This window comes from Seleniivibrio woodruffii (assembly GCF_029267515.1).
In the GTDB taxonomy this organism is placed as follows: Bacteria; Chrysiogenota; Deferribacteres; order Deferribacterales; family Geovibrionaceae; genus Seleniivibrio; species Seleniivibrio woodruffii_A.
Genome location: NZ_JAJUIS010000003.1, coordinates 172,128 through 197,065 on the forward strand (window position 1 = coordinate 172,128; position 24,938 = coordinate 197,065).

The window sequence follows — 24,938 nt, forward strand, 5'->3', positions numbered from 1 at the left end:
AGGCGATATGGACATCAAAAACAACATCAAACCGATTTCTTATATTAAGGCGAACGCGGCGGAGGTTCTCAGGCAGGTTAACGAAACCAGAAGCCCCATTGTGATAACTCAGAACGGTGAATCCAAGGCGGTTCTGATGGATGCAGGGTCATATCAGGAGATGATGGACGCCATGGCAATGCTGAAAATAATCGCCATGGGGGAAAAATCTGTTGAGGAAGGCAGAATATACTCACATGAAGAGGTCGGAAAAATGTTAAAGGAACAGCTTGATGCCCTTTAATATCATATGGACCGAGCCTGCGAAAAATGACCTTAAATCATTGGTCAATTATATTTCTTTTGACGATAAGGAAACTTCACGCAGGATAGGTGGTGAGATATTTTCGGCGGTCGGGAAACTTTCAGAATTCCCGAAGCGTTCAAGACTTGTGCCTGAGCTGAGAATATATAACAACATTAATTTCAGAGAGATTATAGTCTCTGTATGGCGTTTAATATTTACGATTATCAACGATACCATTCTGGTGTATGCTGTTTTGGACAGCAGACAAAATGTCAGTGATATTTTATCCAGAAGACTTGTTTTATAGAACTACAGGTGTTTTATGCCAAATAAAGAACAGCCGGTACTGGCGGCGGTTTGCGGGTTATACTGCGGCGGATGCGCGGTGTATATCGCAACTGAAAATAACGATATCGAAAAATTACAGCATTTCGCGGAGATGTTCGGTACTGACATCGAGGACGTAAAGTGCGAAGGTTGCCGTTCAGGCAGAGTTACGGGTTTCTGCCGCAACTGCGAGATGGTGAAATGCGCAAAGTCAAAAGGGATAAGCTCATGCGGTGAATGTCCTGATGTGCCCTGCGAACTGTTCGCCACCTTTCAGGTGTCAAAACCCCACAGAAAAGATATCTACAAAGACTTTGCCCGTATCGCAGAAGTCGGTTCGCACCAGTGGGTGCTTGAGATGCGCCAGCGCTACGCTTGCCCTGCCTGCGGATATCCAAACTCTGCGTATGACCTGAAATGCCGCAGATGCGGACATGAACCGTCGAACGCATACGTTGCGGAGCATATGGACGAGATTAAAAAGTATCTTGCTCTGAAAAACGGCTGAAAGGGAACGCGTCCGGCAGGGGCGCGGTCACTGTTATAAATTCTTTCGATACCGGATGGACGAACGCCATTCTGTAGTGGTGCAGTGCTATTGCACCGTTATCCATGCGGTTTCTGCTGCCGTATTTTTCATCACCGAATATGGGATGTCCGATATGCGCGAGCTGGGCGCGTATCTGGTGATATCTGCCCGTGTCAAGTGTCACCTCTACAAGCGACCTTCCGCCATCAACCGCCTTCACCTCATAGCTTAAAACCGCCTCTTTTGATCCTTCATGGGGCTTGTCGGTTATCCTTGCCATAAACCGCATGTGTGAGTGGTGATGGCTCAGAGTACCTTTCGTATTTTTAAAAACACCTTCGACAACAGCCAGATATATTTTTTTATGTTTTTTGTCCCGCATGGACGCGTTAAGGCGAGAGAGTGCCTTGTCGGTCTTTGCAAAGAGCACGGCGCCGCTGACGGGGGTATCGAGCCTGTGCAGGGCGTGGAGGAAGACGTTGCCCGTTTTTCCGTCCTTTTCACGCAGCCATTGTTTCACTCTGCCCTCAAAGCTGTCCTTGTGCCCGTCGGATGGCTGTGTGGGTATGCCTGCGGGTTTGGACGCAGCTATGACGTGGTTGTCGGCAAAGAGTATTTCCATCAAAGCCCCTGCTGTTTCCATGCGGCGAAGAACCCCGCCGGAACGGGTATCTCCGTTTCGCCACGATCCAGAGTCAGTTCCGAGGTCTCTATGTCGCCGTTCACTCCCGCCATCATTTGCGTGAGGAGGTTTTTAAGCGTCATTGGAGTGTATCCGGGTGTATGGCATGTGAGCACCACGAACGAAGGGTTCGGGTTGAGCACTTTTTTTATCAGTTTCAGTATTTCGGGGAGATGTGTATCTATCTTGAACACCTCACCCTTGCTGCCCCTGCCGAAGCTGGGCGGGTCGAGTATCACGCCGTCGTATTTAGAGCCGCGTTTCTCTTCCCGTTTAAGGTATTTTATAACGTCGTCGGTGATGAACCGCACCTTCTGCGGATTGATTTCGTTGAGTTTCATGTTGCGCTTTGCGAGGTCGTTAATCTTCTGAGACGCGTCAACGTGGGTCACGTCCGCGCCCTCTTTTGCGGCGGCAAGCGTTGCCGCGCCGGAGTATGAGAAGAGGTTCAGTACGCGCAGGGGTTTCTTTGCGTTCTGTATGCGTTCGCGCACCCATCCCCACGAATATCTGTGTTCAGGGAATACGCCGAGGTGTCCGAAATCGGTGGGTGAAATATAAAATTTCAGTCCGTCGAGGTCGATTATCCATTCCGCAGGCATATTTTTTCTGTACGACCAGCTGCTTCCGCCCTCGCGGGAGAATATGGCGTGCACTTCCTGCCATCTGCCGTCTTTAAGGGTTTTCTCCCAGACAGCCTGCCCGCAGGGTCTGTCTATGATAAATCCGCCCACGTCCTCAAGTTTTCTGCCCAGTCCGCTGTCCAGCAGACGGTATGATCCTGACTTCGACATTTCATCCTCCGAAAAAAATAAAGTAGCACATTACGTATTTAACTCAACAAGTTTAATTCGGCGGGTGTAGAATGGTTCAGACACGGTCAGTTGACAATAATTTTTCTTAGGATTAAAATTGTCGCGTAAATGTTTGGAGGCAAATATGTCTATCAACTGGAACGAATATGAACCCGGAAGATTTTACGACGAGCTTTTCCAGTCCAAAGGGGTGCCGAGAGAGGCGAGCCGCGATGTTTTCCGCCACCTGCAAAACCTTTCCACGCAGGACATCTATAAGAGAAAAAAGACGGCGGATGCCGCCATTGTGGAGCTTGGCATAACCTTCACGGTGTACAGCGACGGCACGAACATAGACCGCGCGTGGCCGTTTGATATTATCCCCAGAGTGATATGCGGTATGGAGTGGAAACGTGCCGAAGAGGGGCTTAAACAGAGGCTGAAAGCCCTGAATATGTTCATCAATGACCTTTACAACTCTCAGGAGATAATCAAAAGCGGCATAGTGCCTGCGGATGTGATAATGACGTCCAGAAATTTCCGTAAGGAATGTATCGGAATGACCCCCGCCCACGGAGCATGGGCGAATATCTGCGGAAGCGACATAGTGCGCGACGGCGACGGAACACTTTATGTTCTGGAGGACAACCTCCGCGTCCCCTCCGGTGTTTCCTATATGCTGGAGAACCGCAAGATAACCAAGAGGGTGTTCCCCGAACTCTTCAAGGACATCAACATCATACCCGTTGACGATTACCCCGCGAAACTTTTTGATATGCTGACCTCAATTGCACCCGCCTGTGACAAAGAGCCGGAAATAGTGGTGCTCACCCCCGGAATATTCAACTCTGCGTATTTCGAGCACGCTTTCCTCGCTCAACAGATGGGAGCGGAACTTGTGGAGGGCGCAGACCTTTTTGTTGATACCGACGACAAGGTGTACATGAAGACCATCTCCGGTCTGACACAGGTGGACGTTATCTATCGCAGGATAGACGACGATTTTATCGATCCGGAAGTTTTCAGGGCTGATTCCGCTCTCGGGGTGCCGGGGCTTATGCGGGCATGGAAAAAAGGGAACGTCGCCATTGCAAATGCACCCGGAACAGGCGTTGCCGACGACAAGGTGGTATACGCATACGTTCCGCAGATGATAGAATTTTATCTGGGCGAAAAACCGCTCATTCCCAACGTTGAGACCTATCTCTGCCGCGAAGAAGACCAGAGACTGTTTGTCCTTGATAACCTTGAGAAACTGGTGGTAAAACCCGCTAACGAATCCGGCGGTTACGGTATGCTTGTGGGACCCCACTCGACGGAGGAACAGATTGAGCAGTTCCGGTATCTCATCAATGAAAATCCCAGAAACTATATAGCACAGCCCACCCTCGCCCTGTCGGTCACGCCGACGCTCACGGACAAGGGCACCCTTGCCGGACGGCACGTTGATCTGCGTCCGTTCATCCTTCAGGGCGAAAGCTCATACTGCACGGCGGGCGGTCTCACCCGTGTTGCCCTGCGCGAAGGTTCCCTGGTGGTGAACTCATCACAGGGCGGCGGAAGCAAGGACACTTGGATAATCGATCCGGAGGAGGCGTAAGATGCTGTCAAGAGTTGCAAACAGAGTATACTGGCTGGCGCGCTATATGGAGCGTGCGGAAGATATGGCAAAGCTGGCAAATGTTTATGCCAACCTTATGCTGGATATGCCCAAGGGCACGGACATAGTTTGGTATAACCTTATAACCATCATGGATGCGGAGGAATCCTTCGCGGAGCTTTATGATGACAGGTCGGAAACCAGCGTAATGAGCTATCTCATAAGTGACGAGCGCAACCCGTGTTCGCTGTTCTGTTCCCTCGCCTTTGCACGGGAAAACGCCAGAACCACCAGAGACATGCTGCCCAGCGAGGCGTGGGAGGTGGTGAACGAGCTTTATCTTCTGGCGAAGAAGGAAAAGGAACACATCGGCACCAGAACCAAAAGATATCAGTTTCTCACGCAGATAATAAGGGGCGGGCAGAGACTTGAGGGGATGCTTGTGAGCGGACTTTCGAGGAACTCAACATATAACTTTTTACAGATCGGCAGACTCCTTGAGCGGGCGGATACCACCACCCGTATTCTGGATGCGGGTTCTCTTCTTTTGCGGAGCAGTAAGCTGAAAGGCACAGAGGGGATAGTATGGATGAACCTGCTGAAAGCTATGAACGCTTACCAGATGTACCGTCAGGCTGTGCGCCGGAAGGTCGCCAGCGCTGATGTCATTGACTTTCTTCTGAAAGATGCTATGTTTCCCAGAGCGGTTGCCTACTGTGCGGAGAGCATTGCCATTCTCGCCGGAAGGCTGCCGAACTGCGCACCTGTCGCCGAAAAAGCGAAGGCAGTAAACTGCCTTTTGGAGGGGTTCACGGCGAAACAGGCGGACGTTAAGGATATACATGATTTTATGGATAAGACTCAGATAGCATTATACGAAATAGACGCTGCCGTTGCTGACGCATGGTTTAATGCGGCGATAGGCTGATGAAAAGATTTTTCTGCTCCTGCGGTGCGGAGATTTTTTTTGATAATACAATATGCGTTGCCTGCGGGAAGCTGGTCGGAATTGACGTTGTCGGTGCGGAGATGTTTACCCTGAGACACAAGGGAAAGGGTCTCCTCGCCGCCACCGTGGGTTCAAACACCCGTTATTACCGCTTCTGCGAGCACCGTTCACCCGATATTCTCGGCTGTAATCTGCTCATTCGTGAGGACGACCCTCACGATCAGTGCGTTTCGTGCAGGCTCACAAGAACAATTCCCGTTCAGGACATACCGAGAAACGTTAAACGCTGGCGTACCCTTGAGGAAGCGAAAAGACGCATGGTCTTCAATATGTTCCGTCATCACCTGCCGTTTAAGGGCAGGGAGGATGACCCTGTGCGGGGGCTGTGTTTCGACTTTCTTGAGGACAGACGCTCAAACCCCAACGTCGCGCATGAAGTTGTTTATACCGGTCACAGCAGCGGCGTAATAACGATCAACGCGGCGGAAGCCGACCCGGAATACCGCGTTTCCATGCGGGAGGAGATGAACGAACGGTACAGAACCACACTCGGACATTTCCGCCACGAGATAGGGCATTATTTCTTTATGACACTGGTGGAGGGCACGAAGTGGGAACGACAGTTCGACGTGCTTTTCGGCAATCATAAAATTGACTACGATGCCGCTCTGAAAGAGTATTACGCAAACGGTCCATCACCTGACTGGCAGGAACACCACATAAGTGCGTATGCCTCCATGCACCCGCTGGAGGACTGGGCGGAAACGTGGGCGCACTATCTGCACATGATGGACACGCTTGAAACCGCCATTTCGTTCGATGTCTTCAATATTGATATTGAGCACAGCGATTTCAGATCCGTAATAGGAAAATGGGTGGAACTGACCATAATAATGAACTCGCTCAACCGCAGCGTCGGCAAGCCGGATGCCTATCCCTTTGTTCTCAGCAGTGAAGTTTACGATAAGCTGATATTTGTCAGGAACGTTATTCTCTCCGTAAGATGATGATTAATAATTAGTCAAACGATTAATTATTGACCGATTATTTCATTATTAGCTGAAAAGTTTTATATGTGGCTATAGAAAATATCAATAGCATAATATTTGCATGTTTTTGAAAAAACTGATGAACTCCCGACGGATAAATATTAGCCCGAAATTGTAACTCTTTTTTATTTTTAGCCTAAAAATAATTTAATTGCTAAATTATACTTATCCCCTGATCAATGTGATTAGCTGCCGAATCTGTTTAAAGTTAAATATTTGAGTTAAATTTAACATTTCCGGCTTAATTGAATGATGCTATTGGTATTAACGATGTGGCACGTTTCTAGCTAGTTCACCTTCTCGAAACGGGGGTAATTTATGTCTGCTGAAGAAATAGTCACATATAAGGATATCGAAATACCTAAATCGCTGCTTGGTGTAATCAACCACATGGACAGTGTTGACGAATACCGCGAAGAGCTGCTGCGGCTTGGCGCGCAGTGGGATCTGCTGACGATTCTGGGACAGATGGTGGGTACCGGAACCGATATGACAGGCACCCGCAGGGGTTTTCTTGATTTAACGAACAGGCTGCTCTGTCAGCTTGCCATGGAAAATATCAGGAAGACCGTTCAGGAGATAGCTTCAAAGGCACAGGTTGCCGTTGATATTATGATCCGCAACCTTTTCGAGCGTACAGCAGACATTGGTTTTCTTGCCACCGACGATGATATCCGCGATTTTATAATTAAAAACGAAGAGCTTGACGCACTTTGCAGAAACGGCAGCAACGAACCCGTATGTGACACGCTGAACCGCACACAGCTTCGCGATGAGATGAAACAGGCTCTCATTGAGCGTTTCCGTGAATACGTTGCGAAATATTCAGTGTATTTCAACATCATTCTTCTGGACACGGAAGGGAACGTTCTGGTGCAGATGGATCAGGAGAACAGGGTTACAAAAACTTCCGACCCTCTGGTTCAGGAGGCTGTGAACATTAATGGCGAATATCTTGAGGTGTACAGATATACAGATCTGATTCCTGATAACGATAAATCACTTATATACGCATACAGAGTGACGCGGAGCAACGAGGAGAAGGAGGACGTTCTCGGAGTTCTCTGTCTCTGTTTCCGGTTCCGCAACGAGCTTGAGGGTATTTTCCGCAATCTTACTTCCAAAGGCGACTGGTCCGTTAAGCTCATTCTGGATTCGGACGGGCATGTCATAGCCAGTTCAGACAAATATCACGTTCCCGTGGGTGCTGAGATGGAAATGGCGCTCAATAAGGAATACGGGATAACGGTTTTCGCGGGTAAAAAATACATTGCAAAAACCTGTCCGACGAAGGGCTATCAGGGTTTTTTCGGTCTTGGCTGGTACGGGCACGTTATGATCCCTATAGAGAGCGCTTTTGAGATATCCGAGGACAGCGCGGCGAAAAAGAGCATTGACGATAAGATACTGGAAGCCGTTATGAGCGACCCGCGGCTGTTTTCCGGCGAACTGCGGAGCATTCCGGTTCAGGCGGAAAAGATTCAGAGCGACCTTGAGCGCACAGTATGGAACGGCAACGTGAAAGAGAGCGACCCAGCTTCCAAGGTTCTTTTGTGGAGCATTTCCGGCACAGGCGCCAAGACCAAAAAGATATTCGAACAGTCCATAGGCAATCTGCACAAGACAGTTATAGATTCGATACTGTCGAACGTCTGGTTCTGGGCGGCGCTTGCCGTGGACATTATGGACAGAAACCTTTACGAGCGGGCGAACGACTGCCGGTGGTGGGCGCTCACATCCGCCTTTAAGCGCATACTGGACAAGCCTAAGATAGACGCTGAAGACAAGGAGAAGATAACCGGCATCCTGCAATATATAAACGGGCTTTACACCGTATACACCAACCTGTTCGTATACGATTCATACGGAAGGGTTGTGGCGGTTTCGAACCCCACGGAGGAACATATTGTCGGCAGTGTTCTGAGCAAGGACTTTGTTCGCACCACTCTCGCTCTGAAAGAGAGCTGTCAGTACAGTGTTTCAAAGTTTGAAACAAGCGAACTTTACGGCGGCAGGCATACCTATATTTACGGGGCGGGTATCACCTCTTTCAGACAGGGAAAGAACGTTCTTGGAGGAATAGGCATAGTTTTCGACAGCGAGCCGCAGTTTGAAGCCATGCTCCATGATGCACTCCCGCGGAATGAGCGCGGTGAGGTTGAAGAGGGAGTTTTCGGCGTCTTTGCCGACAGAAAAGGAAACGTGATAAGCGCAACCTGCCCTGAGCTTAAAGCCGGAGCCTGTATCGCTGTTGACAGGGAATTTCTGAACCTTAAAAACGGGAAAGGCATATCTAAAATAATCGAATACAACGGATATTACTACGCTGTGGGCGGGCACGCCAGCAGCGGGTACAGGGAATATAAGCAGGGTGACGGGTATGAGAACGATGTGATAGCGCTTATTTTTACCCCTCTGGCAAAGGTTTCCGCTGAAAAAGCGTATAACGTGCGCAGGCGGGGAGACAACGTACGGGTTAAAGCAAATGCTGACGGCAGAAAGACCATAGAGGCGGCAACATTTTACATCGGCACAAAGTGGCTTGGTATAAAAACGGAAAACGTAGTTGAGGCTATCAATCCCGAAGGTCTAACAACCGTCCCCGGAAGTCATAAATTTGTGAAGGGAAGGCGTATATACAAGGATATGCCGCTGCTGGTGGTGGACATCCGATCCGTGCTGGACCTGCCTGAAAAAGAGGTGGACAACGACAGTCAGATAATTGTTCTGCGGTATAAAGACGACCAGCTCTTCGGACTTATCGCGGACGCTCTGGGTGAAATTCCCCAGATACCTCTGGACAGGGTGGAGTGTTCCGACCATATTCTTGACAACAGCAAATATACCGAGTGTATAGTTAAACCGGATCCAAGTCAGCCGAACGGTGAGATGCTGATGGTTCTCCGTCCGGAAGGAATAATCGGAAAACTCAGGGAAATGATTTAGTATTATATTCCTAGAAATGTAATTGACATCTCCTGCGGATAGTATTATATTTTTCTGCAGGAGTTGTTTTATGAAAGAGATAAACAGGTTTTTTTTACTGGTGGCTGTTTTTGCCGCTTTGTATTTCACGCCTTTTGAATCTGTGCGTGTTTCCTCCGCCATTCTGGAGGGGTTTTATCTGCTGTCGGAATACGTCCGCCAGCACACGCTGACCTGTCTTATCCCTGCACTTTTCATTGCAGGGGCGGTGAGCGTTCTGGTTTCTCAGGCTTCGGTAATAAAATATTTCGGTGCGGACGCGAAGCGCGTTGCGGCATACGGGGTAGCTTCGGTTTCCGGCGCCGTGCTGGCGGTCTGCTCATGTACTATACTGCCCCTTTTCGCAGGTATCTATAAGCGTGGAGCGGGGCTTGGTCCCGCCATTGCGTTCGTCTATTCGGGGCCTGCGATAAATATTCTGGCAATTGTGCTCACCGCGCGCATACTCGGTTTTGAAATGGGTGTCGCACGCGGGGTTCTGGCTGTTCTTTTTTCAATAGTCATAGGACTTGTGATGGCTTTCCTCTTCCGTAAGGAGGAGGCGGAGAGACAGGCGCTTGCCATGCGTGATGTCAAAGCTGAAAATCTTCTGCCAAAAATCCTATTTTTCGTTGGGATGACCGCTGTTCTCATCTTTGCAACATGGGCGAAACCTCAGACGGATGGAACACTGTTCTCCGTTATATACGGCACAAAGTGGTACCTTACGTTTTTAAGCCTGTGTGCGGTTGTTCTGATGGCTTTCACCGTTCTGGATGCCGACCAGCGCAAAATGTGGATGGAGGAGACGTGGGGCTATGCGAAACAGATAATCCCTCTTCTTTTCATCGGCGTTCTGGCTTCCGGTTTTCTTCTCGGACGTCCCGGACACGAGGGGATAATCCCTTCGCGATATATAGAGATGTTAGTGGGGGGGAACGGCTTCGAAGCTAATCTTTTCGCTTCTGTAGCCGGCGCTCTGATGTATTTCGCCACCCTGACCGAGATACCGATATTGCAGGGGCTTATGGGCTCCGGAATGGGCAAGGGACCCGCGCTTGCTCTTCTGCTTTCAGGTCCGGCGCTCAGTCTGCCCAGTATGCTGGTTCTGCGGAGCATCATGGGAACCAAAAAAACTGTGGCATATGTTCTTCTTGTGATTATTATGTCTTGTACGGCAGGAATGATATTCGGAAATATGTGAGGTTAATCATGAAGATAAAAGTTTTGGGACCAGGATGTGTCAACTGTAAGAAAATGCACGAGATGACCCTTCAGGCGGTGAACGAACTGGGTATTGATACCGATATAGAATATGTGAACGATATGACTGAGATATCCAACTATATCATGGTGACCCCCGGTCTGGTGGTTGACGAGGTTGTTGTGCACGAGGGCAAACCCCTGCCCACTGTCAACGAGATAAAGATACTCATCAAACAGAAGATGGCAGCCAAAGGCGGAAGCAGTTGCGGCTGTTCCGGCTGCTGCGGATAATATGAAAAGGGTTCTTTTCGTCTGTGTGCACAACAGTGCAAGAAGCCAGATTGCGGAAAGTTTTCTGAACAGGTTGTCCGGTTTTTCCGCGGAAAGCGCGGGTCTTGAGCCGGGCAGTCTGAATCCTTTCGTCGTGCGCGCCATGTCGGAGCTGGGTTTTGATATCTCAGCGAACAGAACAAAGAGTGTCAAGGAGTTCGCCGGACAGGATTTCGACTACGTTGTGGCGGTCTGTGACAAAGAGGCGGCAGACAGATGCCCCGTCGTTCCCCTCAATGGTGAAAAGCTCCACTGGGAGTTCCCGGATCCGTCGTCGTTTCAGGGGACGGACGAGGAGAAGCTAGCCTTTGCCAGAAGGGTGCGCGACTCCATACTTCAGAAGATTCAGGAGTGGGTCGTTTTACAAAATTTAACATGACAATCTGAAAAATCGGTATATATTGGTTTTTGAATAAATATTACCGAGGTTCAGATGGAAGAAACAGAAGAGAGTCGATTAAGGAACTTTCCCATAACGCTTTTTTCAACGGTTATGGGGCTTTCGGGACTTGCCGTGGCATACATGCGCTACGGAGCCGTGATGAAGGTTGACACGGGTTTTTCAAAATATTTTCTATACGCGGTAACGGTCTGGTTTCTTGTTCTGGTCTTTGTCTACGCGTTAAAGCTCATTAAGTATCCCCATGAAGTGAAACACGAATTTCTGCATCCGGTCAGGATGAATTTTTTTCCGACGATATCGATATCCCTGCTGCTGCTCAGCATCGGATATGAAAGTGTGTGCCACCCTTTTTCCGCCGGACTCTGGTGGGCGGGAACACTGATACATATCACCTTTACGTTCGTTATCATCAATATGTGGTTTTTCAGGGAATATAAGATTCATGCCATGAATCCGGCTTGGTTTATCCCTGTTGTGGGCAATATCCTTGTTCCTGTGGTGGGGGCGAATTTCGGCGGCACTGAAATTTCGTGGTTCTTCTTCTCCATAGGGCTTGTGCTGTGGATAATGCTTTGTACGATAGTTATTTACAGGGTTATTTTTCACGACGTTCTGGTGCAGAAGTTCATGCCCACGCTGTTCATCATGATAGCTCCTCCGGCTGTGGGTTTTATATCATATTCAAAGCTGACCGGCGGGCTTGACTCGTTCGGCAGGATACTTTTCTATTTCGCGGTATTTACCACCCTCATGCTGGTTTCAATGTTTCCGCGTCTTAGAAAGACCCCTTTTTATATGTCTTGGTGGGCGTATACCTTTCCCATGGATGCTATAACCATTGCGACGATACTTATGTATAAAATGACGGGCGCGATGTTCTTTAAGTCAATGGCGGTGATTCTGCTGGTGATTACTACCTGTGTGGTGGTGCTGGTGCTGGTGAGAACTGTTTATGCAATGACGAAAAAGGATGTCTGTATTCCGGAATAAATAAATGAGATTGCCGCGTCGCTCTGCTTCTCGTGATGACAAACAATCGTCTCTGCGAGGAAGCCTTCGGCTGACGCGGCAGTCTCATATTAATTCTTACAGAAGGACGGCTTCCGCCAGAACCTCTGCAACGTCTTTAACAAATATACTTTTGGTATTAAGGTCTTTCATACCGTCGGACATCATCGTCATGCAATAGGGACAGGCTGTGCAGAGCGTTCCCGCGTTGGTATCCAGCGCCTGCTGTGCGCGGTTGACGTTGATGCGCTCGCCCATATTCTCTTCCATCCACATGCGTCCGCCGCCCGCTCCGCAGCAGAAGGCTGTGTCCTTCGTGCGTTCCATCTCAACGGGTGCCTTGCCTGTGATGGCTTTGATGATGTTTCTGGGCTGTTCGTAGACACCGTTGTGTCTGCCCAGATAACATGAATCGTGGTATGTCATTACGGATTTCTTATGGTTGTTGTTCACTTTCAGTCTGCCGTCGCGCACCAGCTCGTCCAGAAGCTGTGCGTGGTGGATGACCTCAACCTCAAGTCCGTACTGTTTATAGTCGTTTTTCAGTGTGGTAAAGCAGTGGGGGCACTGTGTCACTATCTTTTTTACCCCGCGGGCTTTGAACATCTCCACGTTTTTAAGAGCCATCTGCTCGAAGACGTATTCGTTGCCCAGTCTGCGCAGACTGTCGCCGCAGCAGAGTTCGTCTTTTCCGAGTGTTCCCCACGTTACTTTCGCCTCGTCCATAAGCATTGCCACGGCAAGGGTTATCTGTTTGCTGCGTGAGTCGAAAGCTCCGGCACAGCCGACAAAGAACAGATATTCGGTCTCTTCGGGGTTAAAGTCTTTCGCTTTGACGCTTGAGAACACTTTAGTACGTTCGGAGGGTGCTATGCCCCACGGGTTGCTGCGCTGTTCCATGTTTTCGAACAGGTTGAGCAGCTCTTCCGGGAAATCCGAGTTCATCTGCACCATGTTTCTGCGCATTTTGATTATCTTTGGAGCATGTTCGATGAATACGGGGCAGACCTCCATGCAGGCTCCACAGGTTACGCATGACCATACGGCGTCTTTTGATATCTGATGTTCGCCTTCACCCACAAGTGCGGTTTCTCCGGCGTTCATGTTCTCCTTTATCTTGTGGATAAGTGTTCTGGGGTTCAGCGGTTTACCTGTGAGCGTGGCGGGGCAGTTCACCTGACATCTTCCGCACTCCGTGCAGGTAAGGCTGTCCAGAAGGTCTTTCCATGTGAGATCCTGATATTTTTCAGCGCCGAGAACCTTAACGGATTCAAAGTTTTCACGCTGGGGAATAGCCGGTTTGTCCAGCAGTTTGAAGAACACGTTAGGGATAGCGGTGAGAATGTGCATGTGCTTGCTGTAGGGCAGGAAGTTGATGAAGCCCAGAAGCAGCACAGCATGTGACCACCAGAAGAACACCGCTAGTTTGTGCACTCCGTCAGGGGTAAGCCCTATGTATACATACGAGAAGAGGGCGGAGAAGGGGGCATACTGCCACGGAACCCAGCCCATCATTATTTCAAATGCGGTAAGACCGAAATACGCAAGCATGAGAGCGCCGATAACACCGAGTATTATGAACGCCTCCGCGGTGCGCGATTCTTTGTAAAGCGGATGGAACAGTTTTCTGAGTGCCGCCGCAATGACCGCGATAAGCACCAGCACGGAAACTATATCGAAAATGAGTTTCAGCCAGTGGTGAACCGGAGCGGGGAGCATGATGAACGCCGCACGGGGGATAAGTCCGTGGAGCAGAAATTCACCGTTCGCCAGAAGCAGAACGAGGAACGACCAGAACAGAAGCGCGTGGTTGAAACCGAAACTGCCCCTGATAACGCTTTTCTGGAAAATCGCGTTTATGAGTGTTGCCGCGGTTCTGATACCGCCTCTGTCGGTTCTGTTCAGCGGTCTTCCCTGCCTGACCAGTCCTATCTTTTTCGTTAAGCTGTAGGCAAAGAAGCCCATTGAAACAGCAAATAATATGATAAAAGGTATATTAACCATTTCTGCCACCTTTTTCAGCCCTTCTTCTTCTTATCTCTTCAGTGAGAGCGGGAACAATTTCGAACAGGTCGCCGACTATGCCGTAGGTTGCCACCTCAAAAATTGGCGCGTCCTTGTCCTTGTTTATAGCGATGATAACGTCGGAATCCTGCATACCCACAAGGTGCTGGATAGCGCCGGAGATTCCGCAGGCTATATATATTTTCGGCCGGACTGTCTTTCCTGTCTGTCCCACCTGTCTGGAGTGCGCCATCCATCCTGCATCCACAGCGGAGCGGGATGCGGACACTGTTCCGCCGAGCTCTTCGGCGAGTTCCTGAAGTATCTTGAAGTTCTGGGGAGCCATCATACCCCTTCCGCCGGAAACGAGTATTTCGGCGCCGGAGATGTCAACGTCGTCCGCTTTTTTGTCGGAAACGATGCTGAGAACCTTGCTGAGGATATCATCTTCCGCAACAGGGGGCTGCTCGGTGATGACGACGGCTTTGGATGCGTCGGCTTTTTGGGGCATACCCATGACGCGGGGACGTACTGTCGCCATCTGTGGACGGTATTTGTCGCACATGATGGTAGCCATGATGTTTCCGCCGAAAGCGGGGCGGGTTTGCATAAGGTTGCGCTTGTCGTCGATGTCAAGTCCCGTACAGTCAGCCGTGAGTCCCGTTGCAACCTCTGTTGCCACAGCACCCGCGAGGTCGCGTCCCATACCGGTTGCTCCCATGAGTATGACTTCGGGTCTGTATTTTTCCACGAGCCAGCACATAGCCCTGTGATAGCTCTGTGTCCTGTAGTTTTTTAATACCGGCATATCGGCGAGATATACTTTTTCAGCTCCGTATCTGCCTGCCTCATCGGCGAGGTGCGACACGTTTTCGCCCATGACCACCGCGCAGAGCTCAACTCCCAGCTTGTCGGCAAGTTTTCTTCCCTCGCCCAGAAGCTCCCATGAAACGTCTGCGGCAAGCCCTTCGGTCTGCTCCACAAACACCCAAACGCCTCTGTACTGTGCGAGATATTCTTTAAGTTTTTTGTCCTCGTCGGAAAGTTCCTCTTCCGCGCCGCCTGCAGCTTTCTGTTTCTCCCATGCCTCAAGCTGTGCTTTCTGCTCGTCTGTAAGGAACATGTAGAGCGCTTCGGCGGGACATACTTTAACGCATTTGTCGCAGCCGATACATTTCGCTTCGTCTATGATAGGCGAGCCCTCGCCGTCCATCTTAACAGCGTCAACGGGGCAGGCGCTTTCGCACCTTGCTCCGCAGGCTATGCAGGTGTCGGGTTTAAGCCTCGCTTTGCCTCTCGGTTTTTTGATTTTTTCTGCCATCTTCTTTAATTCCTTATACCGTGATAATGTCTTTGGCGACCATCTTGTCCAGAAGGAGCGATGCCACCTGCTTTGGATCGTTTATGCCTGTGCCTATCATTTCCCCTTTGTCGCGCTGGGGCGAGAATATCTTGCTTACCCATGTGGGGGAACCTTTCAGACCTATTTTGTTAACATCAAGCTGAAGAACCTCGTTATTCCACATTTCAACCTGTGCCTCTTTTGAGCGCAGTCTCATGGGAACTGTGGGGTATCTTGGGCGGTTTATCTCCCGCACGACGGTTATCATCGCCGGAAGTACAGTCTGAACCGTCTCGTATCTGCCTTCGAGCTTTCTGCGTACAATGAGTTTTTTCGCTTCAACGTCCAGTTCCACGATCCTGTCAACCAGAGTTAGCTGTTCCAGTTCCATGCGGGTTGCGATTCCGGGACCAACCTGGGCTGTGTCGCCGTCGATGGTCTGTTTTCCGCAGAAAACTATGCCGACTTCGTCCTCTTCGGCAAGTTTGCGGATAGCGGCGGTAAGAACGTTGCTGGTGGCAAGTGTATCCGCGCCTCCGAAAACCCTGTCGGACACAAGAACTGCCCTGTCCGCACCCAAAGACAGAGCCTTCCGCAATGCTGCCTCGGCGTTGGGGGGTCCCATAGAGACAGCAGTGACCTTAAATCCGTATCTGTCCTTGAGTCTCAGACATTCTTCCAGTGCGTGTGTGTCATAGGGGTTGACGATGAAGGGGATACCGTCTCTGACCAGAGTGTTTGTTTTTGGGTCGATCTGCACCTGAGTTGTGTCAGGTACCTGTTTGATACATGCTATGACCTGCATAACTACCTCATTTATATCATTTCACGCCGGTTTAACGTCCGGCAGTGTAAATTTCTCGCTGAGTGAGTTCTGTGGCATAATAATAAAGGTGGGTAATACATCCGCACACATGCCTCCTGTGCGGCGTTTACGTTATTATGAACACAGGAAACAAACGGCGTTTACAATCATGTAAAGTACCATAAAAAAAAGTTAATACAAACTGTTTTTTCGTTTTATTCCGTAAAAAATCTGAAGGTTTAAACGTTACAATCTTCAAGAACTCTGAATCCATAGGAAAAACACATTCCTTAGGGAACAAAATGTAATATATACTGTCATATAGGTTACAAAAGAATACAAAACGGGAAAATAAAGAGAGAAAACACTGATGACATTATTAAGAATTTTTATGTATCTGTCTGTTGTCCTTTCTGTTTCCGGCTGTGCGTCTGTTGGACGGGACTATGTTCGCCCCGATTCGAACCTGCCCGCCGGCTGGCATACGGCACTGAACAACCCTGTTAAAGCGGAAGCGGACAACCCGCAGATGGTAGGACGGTGGTGGACTGTTTTCAGCGACGATACCCTGAACAGACTGGTGGGTATGACCGTTGACGGCAATCTCGACCTGAAAAAGGCATACGCAGTGCTTGCAGCTTCAAGAGCGAAGCTGGGCATGACCGAAGCGGACGGAAAACCGAACCTTTCGGCATCTGCGTCGGCAAAAGGAACCTATTACGGCGATGACAGTCTGTCCGACAGAACGCTGGACAGCTATTCAGCCGGATTTGACGCTTCGTGGGAGATAGACCTTTTCGGCGGAGTAAGACGCAGCATAGAGGCGGCTTCTGCGGATGCAGGGGCATCGCGGGAGGCTCTGCACGACGTACTTGTATCCCTTACGGCGGAAACGGCGAAAAACTATATATCACTGCGTGTTGCACAGAACAGCTTGGTGTATACCGAGCAGGATATAGCTGTCAAATCTGAGCTTTACAACATAGCTAACAGCAAATATCAGGCGGGAACTGGCAGCGAGGCGGATGTTAAAACCGCTTTGTATACACTGGAATACGCCAAAACCGGACTTAACGACCTGCGTGTTGAAATAGCCGGCTATCTGAACCGCCTTGCCGTTCTGACAGGTCAGACGCCGGGCAGTCTGGACGGGATGCTTAAAAACGTTCAGCCTGTGCCTCTTGTGCCTGTAACCGCAGCGGTTGGTGTTCCGGCGGACATGCTTCGCAGAAGACCGGACGTGCGTCAGGCGGAGCGGGAGCTTGCGGCGCAGACGGCGCGCGTTGGCGTTGCAGAGGCGGACAGATACCCTAAGCTGACCCTCACAGGTTCCATAGGGCTTTCGTCAACCCAGTTCGGAAGTCTTTTCGAGACGGACAGCGCAAGCGCCTCTATAGGTCCCAGCCTCACATGGAAGCTGTTTGACTTCGGAGCGATAAAGAACAACATAATAGTGCAGGACGAGACGAGAAAGCAGTATCTTGCGGCATATGAATCCGCTGTGCTGACTGCCATGGAGGAATCAGAGAACGCCATGAAGTCTTATTCAGAGGAGTATGCGAAGACGCTTCAGCTTGCAAAAGCAGCGGATGCGGCGAAGGATGCCTATTATCTTACGAAAAACAGCTACGGTGCCGGACTTTCGGATTATTCAGACGTCATGTCCGCGCAGCAGGCATACATAAGCTATACAAAACAGCTTTCCGCAAGCAAAGGTGCTGCGGGAACAGACCTGACGGCGCTTTACAAGGCGCTGGGCGGCGGCTGGGAATCAACTGTTACAGGGGAGAAGGATAAATGAGCAATATCAACACTTCAGATATAGCCGCAACGGTCGGCTCCAAAAAGAAGAAAGTACGCGCAAAACTTATCTGGGCAGTTGTCATTGCCTGCGCGGTAATACTTGTGCTTCTTAAATTTTTCGCGGGCGGTAGGGGCGAAGTGCCCAGCTTTAAGACCGTTAAGGCGGACAAGGGCGACTTCACCGTGAAAATATCGGCGACAGGCACCCTTGAGCCTACCAATCAGGTGGATGTCGGTTCCGAACTTTCAGGTACCATAAAGAACGTTTACGTCGATTATAACAGCAGAGTGACAAAGGGGCAGGTTCTGGCGGAGCTTGACACGGAGAAGCTGGAGAGCCAGCTTACGCAGTATCAGGCGGCGCTGAAAGCTGCTGACGCGGCTATTCTTCAGGCGCAGGCGACTGAGCGTGAGACCCTTGCGAAACTGAACAGGCTTAAAAATCTTTACGATATAACCGAAGGCAAGTCGCCTTCGAAAACAGATCTTGAGGCGGCGCAGGCGGCGTATGACAGAGCGGTTGCGAATACTGCGTCTGCATTTGCCCAGTCCGCACAGGCGAATGCAAACGTCAAGACAGTGCAGACAGACCTCTCCAAGTCAAAGATACTCTCGCCCGTCAACGGCATAGTTCTGGTGCGCAGCATCGAACCGGGGCAGACTGTGGCGGCGTCCTATCAGGCACCCGTGCTCTTTACTCTTGCGGAAGACCTGAGGGAGATGGAACTTAACGTCGACGTTGACGAGGCGGACATAGGTCAGGTGAGTGAGGGTATGCGTGCGGAATTCACCGTTGACGCGTACCCCGAAAAGGTGTTCAAAGGCGATATAATACAGGCAAGATACGGTTCCGAGACCACGGATAACGTCGTAACGTATACGACAGTAATAAAAGTAGACAATAAAGATCTGCTGCTGCGCCCCGGCATGACCGCCACGGCTGACATAATAGTTAAGGAGCAGAAGGACGCTGTTATGATACCCAATGAGGTTTTCCGCTTTGCGCCTCCCGCTGTGAGTGAGAGCAGTGCCTCCTTCGTCAGCAAACTGATGCCCAGACCGCCGGTCAGAGAGAAAAAAGCACCTGCGCCCAAAGCTGAAGGGATGCAGACCGTTTATAAACTTGTGAACGGAATGCCCGAACCTGTGCAGGTGAAGACAGGCGAGTCAAACGGCAGCAGCAGGGAGCTTATCGAAGGCGATATCAAGGCGGGTGACGATCTTATTGTCGGCACTCTTTCTGCAAAGGAGAAGTGATGGGAAGTGCAGGCGCACCGCTCATTGAGCTTAAAGGTGTGACGAAGGTATACGGCATGGGGCTTTCAGAGATGCACGCGCTGCGTGGCATCGATCTGACCATCGAAAGCGGCGATTTCGTCGCGGTGATGGGTCCCAGCGGTTCCGGAAAATCCACCTGTATGAACATTCTCGGCTGTCTGGACACACCGACGGCAGGTTCCTATAAATTCGCCGGGCTGGAGGTGCGCGGACTGGAGAGAGACCAGCTCGCGAGACTTCGCAGAAACTACATCGGCTTTGTATTTCAGGGGTTTAACCTGTTGAGCCGTACCAGTGCGCTGGAAAACGTGGAACTGCCGCTGCTTTACAGAGGTGTTTCGTCTGCGGAGAGAAAAGAGGCGGCTATGAAGGCGCTGAATCTTGTTGGACTCACAGGCTGGGAGAAGCACAACCCGAATGAACTTTCCGGCGGTCAGCAGCAGCGGGTTGCCATCGCCAGAGCCATAGTTACACATCCTTCGGTGCTTTTTGCGGACGAACCCACGGGAAACCTTGATTCGGCGCGGAGCATTGAGATAATGGAGCTTCTGACTCAGCTTAATAAAGAGAACGGCATCACCGTTGTAATGGTCACACACGAACCGGACATGGCGGAGTATGCGAAACGCTCCGTACATTTCAGAGACGGGCTGGTGGTTTCATGAGAATAATGCTTTTTAATACGATACTTCTGGCTCTGAGGGAGATACGCAGGAATGTTCTGCGTTCGTTTCTCACTGTGCTGGGAATAGTTATAGGCGTTGCGGCGGTGATAACCCTCGTTACAGTGGGCAACGGCACAACGGAACAGGTGACTCAGCAGATAGCAAGCATGGGTAACAACATGCTGATACTTACCACAGGAAAAAGGATGGGCGGTCCCGACAGATCCACGGCTCCCGCCTTTTCCGTTGAGGACAGTGCCGCCATAAAGCGCGAGGTACATTCCATTGCCGCGGTGACACCCACGGCATCATCTTCCGTGACCGTAGTTAACGGCAACGAGAACTGGCAGACCACCGTCACGGGAACTGACAACGAATTTTTCCCCATAAGGAACAGGTCTATAACCAGCGGGCGGATGTTCGAGGAATCAGAGATATCCGGAGGACGCTCCGTCTGCATAATCGGAGAGACGGTACGCAAAGAGCTTTTCGGCGCGCAGGATCCTCTGGGACTTTCAATCAGGATGAACAACTTTTCTTGTAAGGTGATAGGACTTCTCGACGTTAAGGGACAGTCCAGCATGGGAAGCGATCAGGACGACACCGTTGTCATGCCTCTTAAAACCGTTCAGCGAAGACTGACCGGAAGCAAAGATGTTAATATGATACAGATTTCCGTTAAAGACGGGGAATCCACAAGCGACGCTATCAGCGATATCGAAAGCGTGATGCGCGAACGCCGGCACCTTTCTTTTAACGAGGACAACAATTTCAATGTCATGGACATGAAAGAGATAACCCAGATGCTTACCAGCACCACGAAAGTTCTGACAGCCCTTCTCGGAGCTGTTGCCGCTGTTAGCCTTCTCGTCGGAGGCATAGGCATTATGAACATCATGCTTGTGTCCGTTACGGAGCGCACGCGGGAGATAGGCATCAGGCTTGCCATAGGTGCCATGGAGCGGGAGGTTCTGCTCCAGTTCCTTGTGGAGGCGGTGGTTCTTTCGTCGCTGGGCGGTATAATCGGTATAATCATAGCTGTTATCGCTTCACTGGGAATTTCAACTGCGATAAACGTTCCTTATGTTTTCGACGGAGGAGTTGTCCTGCTGTCGTTCATGTTCTCAGTGGCGGTGGGTATCATTTTCGGATATTTCCCCGCTCTGAAAGCGGCGCGGCTCGACCCCATAGATGCTCTGAGACACGAATAGATTATGTTTGCCTCCGCGGGCTAATGGCTGTATATTAAATATTGTATATAAAACATAGGTTCACGGAGGCTCATATGAAAAAACTTTTCATCGGCGGGCAATGGGTTGACACCGGAACATATATGGACGTTCTCAACCCCTATGACGGTTCCCTTGTGGACACAGTCTGCACCGCATCGGCGGAACTTACAAAACAGGCTATAGACGCGGCTTTTGAGGCACGCGAGACCATGAAGCACCTCTCAGCCGCCAGACGCGGAAAGATACTGGACAATATGGCGGCACTCATTGAGAGAGACAAAGAGGAGATTGCCGCGCTGCTCTGTGCCGAGGCGGGCAAAGGAATAATGTTTGCCAGAGGCGAGGCGGGCAGAACGGGCGAAAACTTCAAATTCGCAGCAGACGAGGCGCGCAGGCTCGGCGGCGAGCTTGTTCCTTACGACGCTTCAGAATCCGGAACCAATCGTTTCGGCTATTTCAAAAGATATCCCATCGGCGTTATCGGCGCCATTACACCGTTTAACTTTCCACTTAACCTTGTTGCACACAAAGTGGGACCCGCAATAGCCGCGGGATGCCCTATTGTGCTGAAACCTGCATCCACAACACCCCTTACGGCTCATAAGGTCACAGAACTGCTCCTTGAGGCGGGGCTTCCCGCCTGCGGCATAAACCTTGTGGTGGGTTCCGGTTCCGTTGTGGGCAATACAATGGTGGAATCTGATAAGATAGCCATGATAACCTTTACAGGTTCGCCCTCTGTGGGACTGGACATTAAGGCGAAGGCGGGCATAAAAAAGGTGACTCTTGAGCTTGGCTCAAACTCCGCAGCGATAGTGCACGAGGATGCGGACATCCGCTATGCCGTGCCGAAATGCGTTATCGGAGCGTTTGCAAACAGCGGACAGGTCTGCATCTCCATCCAGAGGATATACATACACGAGAGCAGATATGACGAGTTCCGCACTATGTTTGTTGACGCAGTCAAAGCCAGCCGCAACGGCGACCCCAAAGATGAAAAGACGCTTGTGGGTCCCATGATAGAGGAGAGAGAGGCTGTGCGTGCAGAGGGCTGGATAAAAGAGGCGGTTTCACAGGGTGCTGTCGTTGCAGTGGGCGGACACCGCAAGGGAACGCTCCTTGAGGCGACTGTGCTTGAAAACACAAACGAGAATATGACGATAGTGCGCGAAGAGGTCTTCGGACCCGTCGTTTGCATCATGAAATACAAAACTCTGGACGAGGTTATCGAGCGGGTGAACGATTCCCAGTTCGGACTTCAGGCGGGTATCTTCACAGACAACATCCAGAACGCCTTCAAAGCCATAGACAGGCTTGAAGTGGGCGGGGTAATGATAAACGATATGCCCACCTTCAGGGTTGACCAGATGCCCTACGGCGGCGTGAAGCTGTCCGGCACGGGCAGAGAGGGTCCCAGATTTGCCGTTGAGGAAATGACTGAACTTAAAACAGTTATGTTCAATCTGAACTGATGATATCACGGGTTCCCCGCTTTGTTCGGGGAACCCTCTGCTTTTTTTAATTACGGGGGATGGTGTGAAAAGACTTTTGCTGCTGTTTGCAGTTCTTCTTGTTTCTGCGGCCGGATTTGCCGCCGGGATAACCGACAACGACATCAGAGGGTTTTTCCCTAAGGCGGACGATCTGCCTGGCGGTTCAGAACTCTGGCTTGGAACCGGCGTGCGTGCCACTCCGTCCAAAAATAATACAGCATACAGTGCAACGTATTCATACTACTCCGGTAAATCCGACAAGCTGATGAACATAGTCCGTAAAAAACAGTACCAGACCAACGTTGCAGTATATTCGTTCAATAACTTTGTGGATGCCGAAAAACTCTTCAAACAGCTTACCGACGACGCTCCGAAAAACCGTTCCCAGATGGTGCGTTTCGGTGAGCGCGGACTGTTCTTTATTTTTCCGAAATCCGGCTATATCAACGATGCGGACTTCTATCTTGTGTTCATAAACAGAACCTTCGTGGTATGGATACAGGCTGACGACGGTTTTGCCATAATGGACGTTGCCAACCCTGTCAACGACGCTATCAAAAAATTCATATCGGATAACCCGAAACTCTACATGACCAAGGCGATACACCTTCAGGCATCCGGAAACGGGTATGAGACCCAGACAAAACGTATTGAATTTACTACGGATTTTCCGTCCAGCATAAAGTTGTCCGGCAAGGTGTTCGATAAAAAAATGACCCCTATGCAGGGTGTCAGAGTTACTGTTCTTGAAACGGGCGATTCCGTTCTTACAGGCGGAAACGGCAGCTTTGCAAAAACCCTGCTGCTGGACGGCATAAAGGATATTGAGCTTTCGGCGAACTTTTATATGGAACCGGATGCAGTTTCAAAATCCGGCAGATTCGAAAGCGGACTGGCTGAAACTGTGCTGACCGGTACCGACGGGGACAGCCGCACACAGCTATGGAAACTGGACAGTGTTGCCGAGAATTATTTCGGTACGGCTTATATAAAGACATCCAAGGGAACGAACGGATATCCCGTCTCCGGCAAGATAATGAAGAACGGTCAGGTTAACCTTACGCTGGACTGTTCCAACACCGGCATAGACTTCAAATGTCAGCAGGTTTTCACCGGACAGATGAAGTCCGGCAGGATTCAGGGCAAATGGAACGGAACAGGCGGCGGCGGAACCTTTGTCTCTGATCTTACCAAATATTCGCCTGTTACACGCAAGGTAATGATAACGAAGGATATTGCTGACCTGAGAACGATGATATCAAACAATACGGGAGTTTATACTCAGGCGGATACTCCTTCGCTGGTTGTGTCCTCCAACGCCAATAACAACGCAGTGGTTTACCTCAGACCGGATATGAACAAACTCGGACTGGACGAGGTTTCGACGGCGGGAGTTAAGCTGGTGCTCACCCACGTTCCGAAAAATCAGACTGGAAGTCTTTCTGTGTTTCTGTTTGATGCTGATATGGGTGCGGACAAAAAACTTAAACTGGGCAGGGGAACCTATTCCGGACAGGCTGTTTCCTCCGAGGAACCTTATAAGGCTGAATTTGAAGTGTACGACATGATGAAGGACGGAAACGCTTTCGCTCTGGGTACCGTTCAGGAGGCGAAAGCCAACGGGTTTCACGTTTTCTCCGGTCCTTCGGAGCAGTATGATACGCTGAAACCGTATTTCCTGATAACCGAATATTCCGATAAGGGTAAACTCCGCACTGAGAAACCGTTCACGTTGTCCGGCAATATATCCAGGGGCGGAGATTATGTGGGCGACAGAAACAAGCCACAGCAGGACGGTACTGAGGACTTGTGTTTTGAGGGTGTTTTCGCATATCCGGGCGGACGTCTTACTTCTTTCGAACTTGAGATAAACGGTACGATCAAGCGGGTGTTCAACACCAATCCCGTTGACATTTATCCGCTCATAGGTATTGTTAGAGACGGAAACCTTGTAAACCGGAAGGACGGCAGTCTTAACATCATGCTTACGAAGGCTAAGGAACAGTTCGGTCTCTGTGTGAACGGCAGCTATAAACCGGATAAAAACGAAAGGATAATATACAGATACACCATCGACGGCACGCCATATGAAGGGTTTGCCGAGTAGGAGATGCAATGGAAGATTTTATAGGACTTATAGTGTTTATAGTTCTGGTGATTTTTGTTGCCAGACTTAAACCGGGCGCGGG

Annotated in this window: 22 protein-coding genes; 17 read left to right on the plus strand and 5 right to left on the minus strand. The window is 50.3% G+C overall.

Translation table 11 applies throughout. The features are described from left to right. Positions 1-7 precede the first annotated feature (7 nt). Genes Q7P67_RS04805 through Q7P67_RS04810 form a run of 3 tightly spaced genes read left to right on the plus strand, consistent with a single transcriptional unit; the run spans position 8 to position 1,121 of the window. Positions 8-283, plus strand: coding sequence for a type II toxin-antitoxin system Phd/YefM family antitoxin (locus Q7P67_RS04805; protein WP_303850775.1), 276 nt, complete (start codon positions 8-10; stop codon positions 281-283). Then, complete coding sequence (locus Q7P67_RS13435; protein ID WP_369695994.1) at positions 273-593, plus strand: type II toxin-antitoxin system RelE/ParE family toxin; 321 nt, start codon at positions 273-275, stop codon at positions 591-593. The genes Q7P67_RS04805 and Q7P67_RS13435 overlap by 11 nt, the downstream gene beginning before the upstream one ends. Before the next feature lie 15 nt (positions 594-608). Continuing rightward, a complete protein-coding gene (locus Q7P67_RS04810; protein ID WP_303850776.1) occupies positions 609-1,121 on the plus strand; it encodes a DUF3795 domain-containing protein in 513 nt (170 codons plus the stop codon). Here the strand turns inward: Q7P67_RS04810 and Q7P67_RS04815 are convergent. Both Q7P67_RS04815 and Q7P67_RS04820 read right to left on the minus strand, forming a co-directional pair. Further along, positions 1,090-1,764 (minus strand): RluA family pseudouridine synthase, encoded by a 675-nt coding sequence (locus tag Q7P67_RS04815; protein ID WP_303850777.1) that lies wholly within the window; start codon positions 1,762-1,764, stop codon positions 1,090-1,092. The two genes, Q7P67_RS04810 and Q7P67_RS04815, sit on opposite strands and share 32 nt — an antisense overlap. Beyond that, positions 1,764-2,618, minus strand: a complete 855-nt coding sequence (locus Q7P67_RS04820) for a class I SAM-dependent methyltransferase (RefSeq protein WP_303850778.1) — start codon at positions 2,616-2,618, stop codon at positions 1,764-1,766. Before Q7P67_RS04820 ends, Q7P67_RS04815 begins: the two co-directional genes overlap by 1 nt. Before the next feature lie 145 nt (positions 2,619-2,763). Between Q7P67_RS04820 and Q7P67_RS04825 the strand changes: the two genes are divergently transcribed. From Q7P67_RS04825 to Q7P67_RS04860, 8 genes are all read left to right on the plus strand, one after another. Beyond that, entirely contained in the window at positions 2,764-4,218 is a 1,455-nt protein-coding gene (locus tag Q7P67_RS04825; protein WP_303850779.1) for a circularly permuted type 2 ATP-grasp protein, read from the plus strand. Between the two features lies 1 nt (position 4,219). Beyond that, positions 4,220-5,146, plus strand: a complete 927-nt coding sequence (locus Q7P67_RS04830) for an alpha-E domain-containing protein (RefSeq protein WP_303850780.1) — start codon at positions 4,220-4,222, stop codon at positions 5,144-5,146. After that, entirely contained in the window at positions 5,146-6,174 is a 1,029-nt protein-coding gene (locus Q7P67_RS04835; protein ID WP_303850781.1) for a putative zinc-binding metallopeptidase, read from the plus strand. Before Q7P67_RS04830 ends, Q7P67_RS04835 begins: the two co-directional genes overlap by 1 nt. A 360-nt stretch (positions 6,175-6,534) precedes the next feature. Then, the gene (locus Q7P67_RS04840) at positions 6,535-9,162 is read left to right on the plus strand and encodes a chemotaxis protein CheW (RefSeq protein ID WP_303850782.1); all 2,628 of its coding nucleotides are present in this window, start codon (positions 6,535-6,537) and stop codon (positions 9,160-9,162) included. A 70-nt stretch (positions 9,163-9,232) separates the two neighbouring features. Continuing rightward, entirely contained in the window at positions 9,233-10,384 is a 1,152-nt protein-coding gene (locus Q7P67_RS04845; RefSeq protein WP_303850783.1) for a permease, read from the plus strand. Between the two features lie 8 nt (positions 10,385-10,392). Then, the gene (locus Q7P67_RS04850) at positions 10,393-10,677 is read left to right on the plus strand and encodes a thioredoxin family protein (protein WP_303850784.1); all 285 of its coding nucleotides are present in this window, start codon (positions 10,393-10,395) and stop codon (positions 10,675-10,677) included. A 1-nt stretch (position 10,678) separates the two neighbouring features. Continuing rightward, positions 10,679-11,095 carry an arsenate reductase ArsC gene (locus tag Q7P67_RS04855; protein WP_303850785.1) on the plus strand — a complete coding sequence of 139 codons (417 nt, stop codon included), beginning with the start codon at positions 10,679-10,681 and terminating at the stop codon, positions 11,093-11,095. A 54-nt stretch (positions 11,096-11,149) separates the two neighbouring features. Then, positions 11,150-12,109: an SLAC1 anion channel family protein gene (locus tag Q7P67_RS04860; RefSeq protein WP_303850786.1), complete on the plus strand. Its 960-nt coding sequence runs from the start codon at positions 11,150-11,152 to the stop codon at positions 12,107-12,109. Between the two features lie 96 nt (positions 12,110-12,205). Here the strand turns inward: Q7P67_RS04860 and Q7P67_RS04865 are convergent, their stop codons facing one another. Genes Q7P67_RS04865 through Q7P67_RS04875 form a run of 3 tightly spaced genes read right to left on the minus strand, consistent with a single transcriptional unit; the run spans position 12,206 to position 16,278 of the window. After that, positions 12,206-14,131 (minus strand): (Fe-S)-binding protein, encoded by a 1,926-nt coding sequence (locus Q7P67_RS04865; RefSeq protein WP_303850787.1) that lies wholly within the window; start codon positions 14,129-14,131, stop codon positions 12,206-12,208. Next, on the minus strand, positions 14,124-15,452 hold the full coding sequence (locus tag Q7P67_RS04870; protein WP_303850788.1) for an electron transfer flavoprotein subunit alpha: 1,329 nt from the start codon (positions 15,450-15,452) through the stop codon (positions 14,124-14,126). Before Q7P67_RS04870 ends, Q7P67_RS04865 begins: the two co-directional genes overlap by 8 nt. Positions 15,453-15,465: 13 nt before the next feature. Continuing rightward, positions 15,466-16,278, minus strand: coding sequence for an electron transfer flavoprotein subunit beta/FixA family protein (locus Q7P67_RS04875; protein WP_303850789.1), 813 nt, complete (start codon positions 16,276-16,278; stop codon positions 15,466-15,468). Between the two features lie 370 nt (positions 16,279-16,648). On the opposite strand from Q7P67_RS04875, the gene Q7P67_RS04880 reads away from it, so the two are divergent. From Q7P67_RS04880 to Q7P67_RS04905, 6 genes are all read left to right on the plus strand, one after another. Then, positions 16,649-18,079: an efflux transporter outer membrane subunit gene (locus Q7P67_RS04880; protein WP_303850790.1), complete on the plus strand. Its 1,431-nt coding sequence runs from the start codon at positions 16,649-16,651 to the stop codon at positions 18,077-18,079. Beyond that, a complete protein-coding gene (locus Q7P67_RS04885; RefSeq protein WP_303850791.1) occupies positions 18,076-19,338 on the plus strand; it encodes an efflux RND transporter periplasmic adaptor subunit in 1,263 nt (420 codons plus the stop codon). The genes Q7P67_RS04880 and Q7P67_RS04885 overlap by 4 nt, the downstream gene beginning before the upstream one ends. Continuing rightward, positions 19,338-20,024 (plus strand): ABC transporter ATP-binding protein, encoded by a 687-nt coding sequence (locus Q7P67_RS04890; protein WP_303850792.1) that lies wholly within the window; start codon positions 19,338-19,340, stop codon positions 20,022-20,024. The genes Q7P67_RS04885 and Q7P67_RS04890 overlap by 1 nt, the downstream gene beginning before the upstream one ends. Before the next feature lie 5 nt (positions 20,025-20,029). Further along, entirely contained in the window at positions 20,030-21,235 is a 1,206-nt protein-coding gene (locus tag Q7P67_RS04895) for an ABC transporter permease (protein WP_369695999.1), read from the plus strand. Positions 21,236-21,309: 74 nt separating this feature from the next. Further along, positions 21,310-22,728, plus strand: a complete 1,419-nt coding sequence (locus Q7P67_RS04900) for an aldehyde dehydrogenase family protein (protein ID WP_303850795.1) — start codon at positions 21,310-21,312, stop codon at positions 22,726-22,728. A gap of 64 nt (positions 22,729-22,792) precedes the next feature. Continuing rightward, positions 22,793-24,856 carry a hypothetical protein gene (locus Q7P67_RS04905; protein WP_303850796.1) on the plus strand — a complete coding sequence of 688 codons (2,064 nt, stop codon included), beginning with the start codon at positions 22,793-22,795 and terminating at the stop codon, positions 24,854-24,856. The last annotated feature ends 82 nt before the right edge of the window (positions 24,857-24,938 follow it).